Origin of the sequence: Nioella aestuarii, from assembly GCF_050896395.1 — a bacterium.
Classification (GTDB): domain Bacteria; phylum Pseudomonadota; class Alphaproteobacteria; order Rhodobacterales; family Rhodobacteraceae; genus Nioella; species Nioella aestuarii.
In genome coordinates this window covers 89,133-101,409 of the sequence record NZ_JBPBBA010000002.1, presented here as the reverse complement: position 1 = coordinate 101,409, position 12,277 = coordinate 89,133, and the positions used below count along the sequence as shown (strand labels likewise).

At 60.8% G+C, this 12,277-nt stretch carries 13 protein-coding genes; 7 read left to right on the top strand and 6 right to left on the bottom strand.

The window, feature by feature from the left end; translation table 11 throughout:
• Positions 1-6 precede the first annotated feature (6 nt).
• On the top strand, positions 7-1,956 hold the full coding sequence (locus tag ACROHD_RS02030; RefSeq protein ID WP_432675615.1) for a BTAD domain-containing putative transcriptional regulator: 1,950 nt from the start codon (positions 7-9) through the stop codon (positions 1,954-1,956).
• Positions 1,957-2,076: 120 nt separating this feature from the next.
• Here the strand turns inward: ACROHD_RS02030 and ACROHD_RS02025 are convergent, their stop codons facing one another.
• Positions 2,077-2,871, bottom strand: coding sequence for a glutathione S-transferase family protein (locus ACROHD_RS02025; RefSeq protein ID WP_432675614.1), 795 nt, complete (start codon positions 2,869-2,871; stop codon positions 2,077-2,079).
• 82 nt (positions 2,872-2,953) lie between these two features.
• Here ACROHD_RS02025 and ACROHD_RS02020 point away from each other — a divergent pair, with 82 nt between their 5' ends.
• Together ACROHD_RS02020 and ACROHD_RS02015 are read left to right on the top strand one after the other, a co-directional pair.
• The gene (locus ACROHD_RS02020; protein WP_432675613.1) at positions 2,954-3,622 is read left to right on the top strand and encodes an SDR family NAD(P)-dependent oxidoreductase; all 669 of its coding nucleotides are present in this window, start codon (positions 2,954-2,956) and stop codon (positions 3,620-3,622) included.
• The gene (locus ACROHD_RS02015) at positions 3,619-5,148 is read left to right on the top strand and encodes a cryptochrome/photolyase family protein (protein WP_432675612.1); all 1,530 of its coding nucleotides are present in this window, start codon (positions 3,619-3,621) and stop codon (positions 5,146-5,148) included. The genes ACROHD_RS02020 and ACROHD_RS02015 overlap by 4 nt, the downstream gene beginning before the upstream one ends.
• 32 nt (positions 5,149-5,180) lie before the next feature.
• Here the strand turns inward: ACROHD_RS02015 and ACROHD_RS02010 are convergent, their stop codons facing one another.
• Positions 5,181-5,642, bottom strand: a complete 462-nt coding sequence (locus tag ACROHD_RS02010) for a GFA family protein (protein WP_432675611.1) — start codon at positions 5,640-5,642, stop codon at positions 5,181-5,183.
• Positions 5,643-5,758: 116 nt separating this feature from the next.
• On the bottom strand, positions 5,759-7,249 hold the full coding sequence (locus ACROHD_RS02005) for an MORN repeat-containing protein (RefSeq protein WP_432675820.1): 1,491 nt from the start codon (positions 7,247-7,249) through the stop codon (positions 5,759-5,761).
• A gap of 189 nt (positions 7,250-7,438) precedes the next feature.
• Here ACROHD_RS02005 and ACROHD_RS02000 point away from each other — a divergent pair, with 189 nt between their 5' ends.
• Together ACROHD_RS02000 and ACROHD_RS01995 are read left to right on the top strand one after the other, a co-directional pair.
• The gene (locus ACROHD_RS02000) at positions 7,439-9,097 is read left to right on the top strand and encodes an NAD+ synthase (protein ID WP_432675610.1); all 1,659 of its coding nucleotides are present in this window, start codon (positions 7,439-7,441) and stop codon (positions 9,095-9,097) included.
• Between the two features lie 164 nt (positions 9,098-9,261).
• On the top strand, positions 9,262-9,813 hold the full coding sequence (locus ACROHD_RS01995) for a 2OG-Fe(II) oxygenase (RefSeq protein ID WP_432675609.1): 552 nt from the start codon (positions 9,262-9,264) through the stop codon (positions 9,811-9,813).
• On the opposite strand, the gene soxR is transcribed toward ACROHD_RS01995, so the two are convergent.
• Positions 9,810-10,256, bottom strand: coding sequence for a redox-sensitive transcriptional activator SoxR (gene soxR, locus ACROHD_RS01990; protein WP_432675608.1), 447 nt, complete (start codon positions 10,254-10,256; stop codon positions 9,810-9,812). The genes ACROHD_RS01995 and soxR overlap by 4 nt on opposite strands.
• A gap of 81 nt (positions 10,257-10,337) precedes the next feature.
• Between soxR and ACROHD_RS01985 the strand changes: the two genes are divergently transcribed.
• Together ACROHD_RS01985 and ACROHD_RS01980 are read left to right on the top strand one after the other, a co-directional pair.
• Positions 10,338-10,718 carry a VOC family protein gene (locus ACROHD_RS01985; RefSeq protein ID WP_432675607.1) on the top strand — a complete coding sequence of 127 codons (381 nt, stop codon included), beginning with the start codon at positions 10,338-10,340 and terminating at the stop codon, positions 10,716-10,718.
• A gap of 53 nt (positions 10,719-10,771) precedes the next feature.
• Positions 10,772-11,206 carry a DUF1801 domain-containing protein gene (locus tag ACROHD_RS01980; protein WP_432675606.1) on the top strand — a complete coding sequence of 145 codons (435 nt, stop codon included), beginning with the start codon at positions 10,772-10,774 and terminating at the stop codon, positions 11,204-11,206.
• Here ACROHD_RS01980 and ACROHD_RS01975 read toward each other — a convergent pair.
• Entirely contained in the window at positions 11,203-11,808 is a 606-nt protein-coding gene (locus ACROHD_RS01975; protein WP_432675605.1) for a hypothetical protein, read from the bottom strand. The genes ACROHD_RS01980 and ACROHD_RS01975 overlap by 4 nt on opposite strands.
• A gap of 37 nt (positions 11,809-11,845) precedes the next feature.
• Positions 11,846-12,253, bottom strand: a complete 408-nt coding sequence (locus tag ACROHD_RS01970; RefSeq protein ID WP_432675604.1) for a metallopeptidase family protein — start codon at positions 12,251-12,253, stop codon at positions 11,846-11,848.
• Positions 12,254-12,277 lie beyond the last annotated feature (24 nt).

The following is a 12,277-nucleotide window of genomic DNA, read 5'->3' as shown; positions in this document are numbered from 1 at the left end:
TTGACCATGAAATTTTCACTGGCGCTTTTCGGCGGCCCGGAGTTGAGGGACCCAACCGGGCAAATCGTCAAACCGGCATCGCGCAAGGATATGGCGCTGCTGGCCTACCTGGCGCTGCAACGCCGTCCCGCGCAGCGCGAAAAGCTGGGGGGACTGCTTTGGCCGGACCGGCCCGAGGCGCAGGCGCGCAAAAGCCTGCGCCAGTCTCTGGTGGTTCTGAGGCGTCTCTTCGGAGACAGGCAGTTGATCCTGACCCGCGGCGCAGGCGATATATCGCTGGATGCGTCGCAGCTGGACATAGACGTCGTCCAGTTCACCGAGGCGGCCCTGTCAGGCGCCGGGAACGTGCCGGAGCGCCTGTCGCAAACCCTGCTTGACGGATATGATGGGCTGACGCCGGAATATGACGACTGGCTTGCACTGGAGCGGCGACGGCTGAGCGATCTGGCCGTAAACCGGCTGACGCAGCATTGTCTGGCTCTGCTGGACCAGACCGAATGGACCGAAGCGATTGCCGCTGCGCGCCGGATCACCGAACTGTCGCCCTATCACGAGGAGGGACGGCGGCTTTTGATGCGGGCGCTCGACGGAGCGGGTGAACGGGCACAGGCATTACAGGAGTTTCACAGCTTTAGCGGCTTGCTGCGAAACGAACTCGACGTCAGCCCGGATCAAATCACGGCAGCCCTTTATCGCAGCCTGCGCAGCGCGGCCCCGGCGGCACCGCGCGAAAAGTCGGCCACCGGACTGATCGCCGAGCGGCCCTCGACACCGCGCCCAGCATTGATCGTTCTGCCCTTCCGCGTTGAAGGCGAGGCCGAACAATCGTCCTCTTTGTCTGCGGGACTTTCCGAAGAGCTGATTGCAACGCTGGCAGGCTACCGCTGGTTTTCGGTCATGTCCTGCCTGCAGGCATCGATCTATGGCAGAACCCCGGTCTCCCCCAAGAGGCTGCGCGAGGAACTTGGCGTCGATTACGTTTTGACCGGCTCAGTTCAGCAACGGGGCAGAAAGCTTTGCGTGAAACTCGAACTCGCCTCGGCCCACACGAGTGAGCATCTCTGGGCTGATAGGTTCGAGACCTACCTCGACGAAACACTGATTGCGCTGGACGAGTTTGCAGCCGGGGCCGCGGCCCGGATCGAACCTGAACTCGTCAAGGCCGAGGCCGGCCTTAGAACGCGCGCTCCTGAACGGAATTTTGATGCCTGGCTGCAATTGATGCGTGCCCGACAACTCGCCGACACCTGCCGGGCGCCTCTTGTGTCCAATGCGGTTGGCCTGGTCGCAGATGTCTTGAAGGACATGCCGGAAAGCGCCTTGGCACAGGGAACTTTCGCTTATGCGACCTGGCTGGACCACGTCTTTTCGGCCAAGCCGCAGGCGAGCATCGAACAGGGTATGGCAGCAGCTGAACGGGCCATCGGAATAGACCCCAATTTCTATCTTGGACACTTTGGACTGGGGGTTTTCCAGAATGGCCGCAGAGAACTTGACCGGGCAGCGCCCAATCTCCGTCGCGCCATTGATACCAACCCGTCATTCCCGGTGTCCTACAATCAACTGACCATGTGTCTGAGTCTTGATGGGCGCCCGGCCGAGGCGCTGCAATGGGCCTCCCGGCTGCAAGACATCAGCCCGAATGACCCGCTGCGCGGTTTTTACGGCTGCGTGCGCGCCGTCGCCCACTACTTGTTGGGAAACTATGACGCCTGCGTGGAAAACGGCCGTATTTCCCTGGCGGATCACCCGGTTTGGCTTATGTCGGAATTAGTGACATGCGCCGGCCTTCACCGCACAGGTCAAATGGCCGAGGCGTATGATCAAAGCGTAACGCTGATCCGCCAGCACGGGCATCAATCGATTGACCAGGTTCGTAACGTATTCCGCCTTCGGCGCGAAACGGACCTCCAGATGGTCCTGGAGCCTCTGTCGGACTTGGGTGTCATCACCTGACAATTTACCTATTCTGAATGACCACTTCGGGCTCAGAGCTGACATTCTCCGCCGGTGCAAACTCGTTCTCCCACGAAAGGTGATGACGCGAAGGGTTACGCCCTATGAAAGCCACCCCCCTCAGACCAACCCAAGCTCCGCATCGCCGGCGATGCGGTCGTACTTGTCTTTCGGTGGCATCGGGCGGTCCGGCCAGTCGGGTGTGAAGGTAAAGCTCGACACTTGCCGCCCCTCGGGCAGCGCGCCGTTTCCGGCCCCGATGGCGTAGTCGTAGTAAAGCTTCACGATCTCGTCGTAGCACACCTGCTGTGCGGAGGGGTGGGCAAGGCAGGCTTCGCGCCAGCGGCGGACGCGGGCGAAGCGGGGCTCGTCGGGGATCTCGAAGCCCTCGTAATAGTCGAGGAACCAGAAGCGCATCATCATCGGGGTGAAGACCAGTTCGGCCAGACCGAAATCGTCGAACAGCCATAGGCCGCCGGGATTGTGATGGTCGAGGAAATCCGACAACCAGGCGTAGTGGTCCAGCATCTTTTCCCGGAACTCCCCGCTTTTCGCCCGGTCGCGGTTCATGACCATCATGTAGCCGGTCATCGTGAAGGGGCCTTCGCGGGTGATCATCATCCGTTCGATGGCGCGCTCATAGGGATCGGTGCGCGCCACGGGCGTGCCCGAGAACCGTTCCTCTACATAGCGCATGATGACGAGGCTTTCCTTCAGAATCCTGCCATCCTCGGTTTCCAGAACTGGCAGCGCGGTGGTGCCGCGGGTCTTGGCCAGAAGCTCTGGGTCACGGGGCTTGGTGATGTCGACAACGCGGAACTCCACCGCGTCGCGCAGACCCTTCAATTCCAGCAAGATCTCGATGCGCTGCGAAAAGGGGCAGACGGGAATATGGTAAATAATGGGTTTCGTCATGTCTCGGTCCTGTTGCGTCCAGGCCAGAATGCGAAACTGATGCGTGTTTGACCAGAGCCGTGAGCGCATTAGTTGCATGATCATGACACAGCACAGAACACTCATTATTGGGGCGTCGGGCGGGATTGGCGCGGCACTAGCCGACGCGCTGGCGGCACGGGGTGACGTTGTGCGCCTGTCGCGGAGTGCAAACGGGCTGGATCTGACCGATGAGGACAGCGTTGCGCGGGTCCTTGGCGGGCTGGACGGCACGTTCGATCGGATCGTGGTGGCAACGGGCGCACTTCAGATCGGAGATGCCGCGCCTGAAAAGACCATCCGCGCGCTGGACCCTGACGCCATGGCCGCGCAGTTCGCTCTGAATGCCATTGGCCCGGCGCTTGTGTTGAAGCACGTCCTGCCGCTGGTGCCGCGCGACCGCCGGTCCGTGGTGGCTGTTCTGTCGGCACGGGTGGGGTCCATCGGTGACAACCGGCTTGGCGGCTGGATCAGCTACCGCGCGGCCAAAGCGGCGGTGAACCAGATTCTGCGAACTTCGGCCATCGAGTACGGGCGGCTTCGGAAACAAGCCATTCTGGTGTCGTTGCATCCCGGCACGGTGCAGACCGGACTGACCGGGCCTTACCTTGCCCGACATGGATCGGTGTCACCCGACGAGGCAGCGCAGAACCTTGTCGGCGTAATGGACAGCCTGTCGCCGGAGGATACGGGCCAGTTCTTCGATTGGGCAGGCAAGGCGGTGCCGTGGTGACCCCGCGTCTTGTGCTTGTCCTTGGAGATCAGTTGACACCGACCGTGGCGGCGCTGCGCAAGGCTGACAAAACACGCGATGTGGTGGTGATGGCTGAAGTGGCCGATGAGGCGGGATATGTCCCGCACCACCCCAAGAAAATCGCGTTCCTGTTTGCGGCGATGCGCAAATTCGCCGGACGGTTGCAGGATGAGGGCTGGCGCGTGGCCTATACACGGCTGGATGATCCGGAAAATGCCGGCTCCATCGGGGGGGAGCTGCTGCGGCGGGCGGAGGAGTTCGGGGCGTCCGAGGTGATCGCCACGGAACCCGGCGAATGGCGGCTGATTGAGGCGCTGCGGGATCATCCTCTGACCGTGCACCTGCTGGAAGATGACCGGTTCCTTTGCGCACATTCGGAATTCGAGACATGGGCCAAGGGCCGCAAGGCGTTGCGGATGGAGTTCTTCTATCGAGAGATGCGTCGCAAGACGGGCCTTCTGATGGACGGGGACCAGCCCGAAGGCGGGCAGTGGAATTTCGATCATGACAACCGCAAGGGGCCGCCCAAGGGGCTGGCGGGGCCGATGCCGTCGCGGTTCGACCCTGACCCAGTGACGGAGGAGGTGCTGGCCCTGGTCGAACAGCGTTTCGGCCAGAACTTCGGAGATCTGCGCCCGTTCTGGTTTGCCACCGACCCAGATCAGGCCAACCATGCGCTTGATGACTTTATTGACCAGGCTCTGCCGCGCTTTGGCGATTATCAGGATGCGATGGTGTCGGGGCAGGACTTCCTGTTTCACTCGGTGCTGTCGGTCTACATCAATGCCGGGCTTCTGGATCCGCTGGAGGTCTGTCGCCGCGCCGAGGCGGCCTATCGCGCGGGGCGCGCGCCGCTCAATGCGGTTGAGGGGTTCATCCGCCAGATCATCGGTTGGCGCGAATTTGTGCGTGGGGTCTATTTCCGTGAAGGGCCTGACTATTGCGCACGCAACGTGCTTGGCCACAGCCGCAAGTTGCCGCCGGTCTACTGGGGTGGCGAAACGCAGATGCGCTGCATGAAGGAGGCGGTCGGCGTCACCAGGCGAGAGGCCTATGCTCACCACATCCAGCGATTGATGGTGACAGGCAATTTCGCTTTGCTGGCAGGGGTTGATCCCGCCCAGGTCCACGAGTGGTATCTGGCCGTCTATGCCGATGCCTATGAATGGGTCGAGGCCCCGAATACCCTCGGAATGAGCCAGTTTGCCGATGGCGGCGTAGTGGGGTCCAAGCCTTATGTGTCCTCCGGGAATTACATCTCGAAGATGTCGGACTACTGCAAAACCTGCGCCTATGGCGTAAAAGTAAAGACCGGTCCGGATGCCTGTCCGTTCAACCTGCTCTACTGGCACTTTCTGGTTCGCCACAGGGACCGCTTTGCCAGCAATCCGCGCATGGCCCAGATGTACCGGACCTGGGACAAGATGCCCGAAGATCGCCGCACGGTGGTGCTGGACGATGCCGATCACGTACTAGCCCGGCTGAATGCAGGGGACCCGGTTTAGGCCGGGGCAAGACAGATCAGGCCGGGTCGCGGTCAGTCTCCGAACAGGGCTTGTAGGCGTGCATACGCCTTGGCAGGCCAGACATCCTTGAATACGTAGAACTCCTCAAATACCGGGATGTCCGTTTCAATCTTTAGCCACGGCAGTTTGCTCGACGTGAATATGTGGACATCCGGCGGGCAATTCTCCGGGTGGTTCAATGTCCCGACGCGGATGTAGAGCAGCTTGCCTTGGCGGATCAGGTAGCTACTGAAAACGGCGACACCGCAATTCTCGCATCGGCTGATGACCTGACCCTTTCCGCTTGGGGTCGGCAAAGTCATTTCCTTTATCGGGCCACTGTATTCAACACGATCCGTTTCAATGATTGCGTTCAAGACGAACGCAGATCCCGTTTGCTTCTGGCATTCACTGCAATGGCAGCAATGGACGAACATCGGATCGGTTTTCATGCTGTAGGTCACAGCACCACAAGCACATTTGCCTTCGTGCATTGGTTTTCCTCCCGTTTAGGGAACCATAGCACAGATCCTCCAAATCCCCGATTCACTGGGGGCAGGCTTGCCGATGCGCCCTTCTTAGAATGCGCACGGCTTTTGTGGTGTCACTCTTATTGACTGTCACCATCGCCGGTTGCCTCGGTCGGGGGCACTGGGGTTGCGTCATCGGAAGCCGATGCTTCCTCATCTGTCCCGTCTGCATCCGTATCCGCGTCGACCACGAGCCGACCTTCTTCCCACATGCCCTGAACAACGCGCGCTTCCTGATCTTCGGTGGCGGCGTAAGTCATGGTGCCCGCACCCTGCCGTGTGCCGTTTACGAAGCGGCCCTGATAGACATCGCCATTGGCATAGGTGGCACGGCCGGTTCCGTTGATCTCTCCGCCCTGCCATTCACCGACATAGGTAAATCCATCAGGCATTGTCAGGGTGCCTTCGCCTTCGCGCTGGCCAGCGACAAAGCCGCCCTCGTAGACTGTGCCGTCGGCATAGGTGGCAATGCCCTGCCCGTGGCGCAGCCCGTCCTGCCAAGCGCCTTCGTAGCGGTAGCCATCGGTATAGGTCATGACGCCCTGGCCGTGCTGACGGGCGTTCAGGAACTGGCCCTCATACACCAGCCCATTGGCATAGCGCGCAATGCCGAAGCCTTGAATCACGCCTTCGACCCATTCGCCGTCATAGGTTGATTCGTCCGCATAGGTGATTACCCCGCGCCCATGCGCCAGATCATTGCGGAAGGCCCCCTGATAGACGGAGCCATCGGGATAAGTGACCGTGCCGATGCCTTCGATCCGCCCGTCGATCCACTGACCGACATAGAGATAGCCATCAGCGCCCCGGAACTCGCCCTGCCCATGGCGGCGATCATTGGCGAACGCGCCTTCGTAGCGGTCGCCATTGGCGTAGCGCACCACGCCTTGTCCTTGCCGCTGACCATTCACAAGCTGGCCTTCGTAGACGTCGCCATTGGGTTGGGTCAGCGTACCGGTGCCGTTGATCTGTCCGGCTTGCCACTGGCCTTCGTAGATCACGCCATCGGGCATCTCCAAGCGGCCCTGTCCCTGACGCTGGCCATTCTCAAAATTGCCTTCATAGACGGCGCCGTCAGGGTAGGTGATGCGACCTGCGCCCTGTTTCAGACCGTTCACCCACTGGCCTTCATAGCGATAGCCATTGGGGCTATCCATCGTACCGGTGCCGTGGTGTAGCGCATTGCGGAAGCCGCCCTCATAGCGCACGCCATTGGCATAGAGCGCGACGCCCTGACCGTTGATGCGGCCCTCGGACCATTCGCCTTCATAGGTTGATCCATCGGCGAAGGTGATCGAGCCGAAACCCTGCGGCCGCCCCTCGGCAAAAGCGCCTTCGTAGATCGAGCCATCGGGGAAGACCGCACGGCCCTGACCGCGAATCTCGCCATCGACCCATTCTCCGGTATATTCGTAGCCATTGGGCAAACGATAGGTGCCGGTCCCGTGCTGGACCCCATTGCGGAACGTCCCTTCGTAGATCCCGCCACCTTCGTACATGTGGATCTCGACCTCACCGCTGTCCTGCGCCCAAGCGGCACCGGACAGCAACAGCGCGGTGCTGCCTGCCATGAAAACGCGGTGTAGGAAGCCTTTACCTGCTTGGCTCACCAGATGCCCCCTTTGAGGTTTTCGTTGCCCGTGTCGCAGGTAAACCTAGTGGAGGGGGATTAACCTCGCAATGTCTTTTGACCCGGGTGGCTTGGCGGCGCGCGGTGATCTGCTAAAAGGCGGTCTGGTAACGACCCGAGGCGAGGCCCCATGTCCGACACTTTCCGAGTAACGCTTGCGCAGTTGAACGCCACAGTCGGCGCGCTGGAGGCCAATGCGACAAGGGCCCGCGAAGCCTGGGCCGAGGCGAAAGCTGCAGGCGCGGATCTGGTTGCCTTCCCGGAGATGTTCGTGACCGGCTACCAGTTGCAGGATCTAGTGCGCAAACCCGCCTTCGCCGCTGATGTGGCGCGAGTGGTGGAAAAACTGGCGGCCGATTGCGCCGATGGCCCGGCTATCGGAATCGGGGGGCCGTGGCCCGGCGGTGACAAACCCTTCAACGCCTATTTCATCCTTCAGGGCGGCAAGGTGCAGGCGACGGTGCTGAAACATCACCTGCCAAACTACAATGTTTTCGATGAAAAACGCTATTATCATGCGGGCGGGATGCAGGGCCCGGTCCAGGTGGGTCCGGTGCGCATCGGCTTCCCCATTTGTGAGGACTGCTGGTTCGAGGATGTCTGTGAGACATTGGAGGAAACCGGCGCCGAGATCCTGATTTCGCCAAATGGCTCGCCCTATCATCGCGGCAAGATGAACATCCGTCAGGCCGTGACCGTGGCCCGCGTGATCGAAACCGGCTTACCGCTGGCCTATCTGAACCTCACCGGGGCACAGGATGACCAGATTTTTGACGGGGCAAGCTTTGTGCTGAACCCCGGCGGGGCGCTGGCGATGCAGATGCCTTTCATGGATGAAACGCTCACCCATGTGGACTTTGAACGCACCGCTGATGGCTGGCGCGCGGTTGAGGGTGAGAAGGCGCATCTCCCCGATGAATGGGAGGCCGATTACCGCTGCATGGTCGAATCGGTGCGCGATTATCTGGGCAAGACCGGGTTCAAGAAGGTTCTGCTTGGGCTGTCCGGCGGCATCGATTCCGCCATTGTCGCGACGATTGCCGCCGATGCTTTGGGGCCTGACAATGTCCGTTGCGTAATGATGCCCTCTGAATACACGTCGCAGGAATCGCTCGATGATGCCGCCGCCGTGGCCAAGGCGCTTGGCACGCGGCTCGACACGGTCCCCATCTCTGGTCCCCGCGCCGCGATGACAGAGGCCCTGGCGCCGCTCTTCGCGGGAAAAGACCCGGACCTCACTGAGGAAAACATCCAGTCCCGCCTGCGCGGTGTGATCCTGATGGCGCTGTCCAACAAGTTTGGGGAAATGCTGCTGACCACTGGCAACAAGTCCGAGGTCGCCGTGGGCTATGCCACGATCTATGGCGACATGGCGGGTGGCTATAACCCGATCAAGGACATGTACAAAACCCGCGTGTTCGAAACCTGCCGCTGGCGGAACCTGAACCACCGCCCCTGGATGATGGCCCCCGCGGGAGAGGTCATCCCGCCCCGCGTCATCGACAAGCCACCCACTGCCGAGTTGCGCGAGGATCAGAAGGACGAGGATAGCCTGCCGCCCTATGAGGTGCTGGATGTGATCCTCGAAATGCTGATCGACAAGGAGGCTTCCGTCGCCGATGTGGTCGCCATGGGCTATGACCGCGAGACCGTGAAGAAGGTGGAAAGCCTGATCTACATCTCGGAATACAAGCGCTTCCAGTCCGCCCCCGGCGCACGGCTGACCGAACGCGCCTTCTGGCTCGACCGCCGCTATCCGATCGTGAACCGGTGGCGGGACCCGAGTTAAGCCCTGTCATCTGACAAAACTCATTGGGCGCCGCTGCGCGCGGGTCGACGTGCCGAACGGGTGACGAAAACCCGTCGCAATCCGTCCCTCCGGTCGCATTCCGGCGCGACGGGTCACGTGTAATCGGGCACCTGCGGGGATCACATGTCGGACGCCCCCTTCCCATGATCCAGATCCACACCGTAGCGGCAGCCTTCTCGTCTGAAGAATGTGCCCATATCACCACCCTCGCGGAGACTGCACCCGCCACAGATGCAGGCCTGACGCGCAACGCCACCGACCACAACCTGCGCCGGGCCGATCTGGTCTGGCTGGATGAGGTCGAGGGGAGCAATTGGGTAATGGACAAGATCATTGCGCTGGTGCGCGAAGCCAATCGGCAGGTCTATGGCTATGACCTGACCGATTTCTCCGAATCCGCACAGGTCGCCCGCTATGGCGCCGACCGGCAGGGGCATTTCGACTGGCATTCCGATATCGGGGACGGGCGGCTGGCGTCTCGCCGCAAGCTGACCATGGTTGTGCAGCTTTCAGTGCCTTCAGCCTACTCCGGTGGACAGCTTGAACTGATGCCAGGCGCAGGCACCGTTACCGCAGATACCGCGCAAGGGGCCGCAACGATCTTTCCCTCTTTCGTGTTGCACCGGGTCACGCCAGTGACCGATGGAGAGCGCCGTTCGCTCACCATCTGGTGCCATGGTCCGGCCTTCCGCTAAGCGTCGATAATATTGCGCGGGCCGGCCCCGCGCGCGCCCTTTTCGTCATCGGGATTGTACAGCGCACAGCTTTTCAAGCTCAGGCACCCACAGCCGATACAGCCATCCAATTTGTCACGCGTGCGTTGTAGCCGGTCGATGCGTTCGTCCAGCACCTCGCGAAACCGGCGGCTGATTTTTTCCCAATCGGCTTTGGTCGGCGTGCGCCCTTCTGGCAGCTTCGCCATTTCTTCGCGGATCTCGTTTAACGAAAACCCCAGCTCCTGCGCGATCTTCACGAAGCTGAGCCGCCGGATATCCGATCGTCGGAACTGGCGTTGCCCTGCCGCAGTGCGGATCGGATGCACCAGCCCTTCAGTTTCGTAATAACGGATGGCGGACACGGCCATGCCGGTTCTTTCGGCAATTCGACCAATAGGAAGCATATCCCCGGGGCGGCGCATGAAAAACCTCTTGAGCTAAAGTAAGCTTTAGGAATTACACCATAGAACCAGAAAGCGAATCAAGCGTGAAGGAGATGAACAATGACCGCAGCTTTTCTGGAACATGTGAACGTGACCGTCAGTGACCCGCAGAAGATGGCGGACCTTTTGATTGAGCTCTTCGGTTGGCGCATCCGCTGGCAGGGCGACGCGAAGGGGGGTGGGCATTCCATCCATGTGGGCAACGATGACAGCTATGTAGTGGCCTATTCGCAGGGTGGGCAGATGAAAGCGCCCGATCGCTATCGCACCCCCGGCGGGCTGAACCATATCGGCGTTGTGGTCGAAGATCTCGATGCGATCGAGGCGAAGGTCAAAGAGGCAGGGTTCCATCCGCACAATCACGCCGATTACGAACCGGGCCGGCGGTTCTATTTCGATGGTCCCGACGATATCGAGATCGAGGTGGTCAGCTACGCCTGACCCTTCGCTGGCGGGCCGATTGCTGTTACTCTCCCTCGGCAGGAGGCCCGCCCATGACAACCGCGCAGAACAAGACCTGTATGACGCCCGTCGATCCTGCGGGTTTTATTGCTGCGGTCGAACACCCCATTCGCCGTGCCGATGCTGAGGCCCTGGATCATCTGTTTCGCCGCGTGACCGGGTTTCAGCCGAAGATGTGGGGGCCGACAATCATTGGCTACGGGCAGTATCACTATCGATATGCCAGCGGGCGAGAGGGGGATTTCCTTGCAACCGGCTTCAGCCCGCGCAAGGCCAACCTGTCGATCTACATCATGCCGGGATACGCGGATTTCGGGCCAATCCTGTCACAGCTTGGCAAGTATAAGATCGGGAAATCCTGCCTCTATGTGAACAAGCTGGCCGATATCGACATGGGTGTGTTGGAGGAGTTGATCCGCGCCGGGTTAAAGGATCTGGCAACGCATTGGCCGGTTCAACCCACCTAGCGCAAAATGTCCTCATCCCTGATCATGCATGGCATCGGGTGGCCTGTCAGGCCGGTCAGCATCACTTGCCCCGACGGTGTGATTCCCAGCTCGATCGGGCCATCCGCACCGTTCCCCCCGTAGAACACGTCACGCACCGCTGGATCGTGAGTCAGCAGGGTGTTTCCTGGAACGGCCCAGATCAGGGCTGGGTCCGTATCCAACCGTGTCAATTGAAAGGGCCGGGCGTAGGCGGGGCACAGCAGATCAACCGGCGCGCGGGACAGGCCAGAATAGTCAGCAGGCAGTTGCGGGCTGCTACGCAGTTCGGCGATAAATCCGGCCGCGACGGACAGAAGGCAGGCGTGCGGGTCAGCCTCGGCCTGGCAGGCGTTCAATTGCTGATAGACCATCTCGGCGCGCATTCCGTGGGCTGCCCATGTGCCCGGATGCTGCAAAGGGTTGTCCCTTACAGCACTTATCAACGCCTCCATTTCCAACGTTACGGCGCGGCTTAGGGGATCGCCGCAGGCGGTGGACCAGAACGGCCTGGGGGAGTTTGTGCAAGCATCGGCAAAAGCCGCGCCGCTCATCAGGAAAAGATACATTAACAAAAATCGCATGAGGCCAGCTTGCGTGTCGCGCCATGCGGGTCAAGCGTCATTCCCACCACGGGTCGATTTCGGCGATATCCGCGTCGGACCAGCCAAAGTGATGGGCCAGTTCATGCACCAAGACATGTCCGATCAGATGGCCAAGCGGGATATCCCCCCGATCCGCCCATTCCTCCAGGATCGCGCGACGAAAGAGCCAGATCACATCCGGCCCCATCGGCTGATCCATCACTGATTTCTCGGTCAGCGGAATACCTTCATAAAGCCCTGTCAGCTCGAACGGGCTTTCAATCTCCAATGTGTCCAGCATGTCGTCGCTGGCGAAATCCTCGATCCGCAGCACAACCTGCTTCGCCGCTTGCTGATAGGGTTCCGGCAAGGCCAGCAGAGCGCGTTCGGCGAGTTGCTCGAACGTAGCCAGATCGGGCGGGGTCAGGTCGGTCCAATCGGTCATATGCTCCAGATGTGTTGGCAGCGG

Excerpts from the sequence above, each read along its gene's own strand:
- soxR (WP_432675608.1), bottom strand. The coding sequence starts at position 10,256 with ATGCGCCGCCCCGGGGATATGCTTCCTATTGGTCGAATTGCCGAAAGA.
- ACROHD_RS01995 (WP_432675609.1), top strand. The coding sequence starts at position 9,262 with ATGATCCAGATCCACACCGTAGCGGCAGCCTTCTCGTCTGAAGAATGT.
- ACROHD_RS02020 (WP_432675613.1), top strand. The coding sequence starts at position 2,954 with ATGACACAGCACAGAACACTCATTATTGGGGCGTCGGGCGGGATTGGC.
- ACROHD_RS02025 (WP_432675614.1), bottom strand. The coding sequence starts at position 2,871 with ATGACGAAACCCATTATTTACCATATTCCCGTCTGCCCCTTTTCGCAG.
- ACROHD_RS01985 (WP_432675607.1), top strand. The coding sequence starts at position 10,338 with ATGACCGCAGCTTTTCTGGAACATGTGAACGTGACCGTCAGTGACCCG.
- ACROHD_RS02000 (WP_432675610.1), top strand. The coding sequence starts at position 7,439 with ATGTCCGACACTTTCCGAGTAACGCTTGCGCAGTTGAACGCCACAGTC.
- ACROHD_RS01975 (WP_432675605.1), bottom strand. The coding sequence starts at position 11,808 with ATGCGATTTTTGTTAATGTATCTTTTCCTGATGAGCGGCGCGGCTTTT.
- ACROHD_RS01970 (WP_432675604.1), bottom strand. The coding sequence starts at position 12,253 with ATGACCGATTGGACCGACCTGACCCCGCCCGATCTGGCTACGTTCGAG.
- ACROHD_RS02030 (WP_432675615.1), top strand. The coding sequence starts at position 7 with ATGAAATTTTCACTGGCGCTTTTCGGCGGCCCGGAGTTGAGGGACCCA.
- ACROHD_RS01980 (WP_432675606.1), top strand. The coding sequence starts at position 10,772 with ATGACAACCGCGCAGAACAAGACCTGTATGACGCCCGTCGATCCTGCG.
- ACROHD_RS02005 (WP_432675820.1), bottom strand. The coding sequence starts at position 7,249 with ATGGCAGGCAGCACCGCGCTGTTGCTGTCCGGTGCCGCTTGGGCGCAG.
- ACROHD_RS02010 (WP_432675611.1), bottom strand. The coding sequence starts at position 5,642 with ATGCACGAAGGCAAATGTGCTTGTGGTGCTGTGACCTACAGCATGAAA.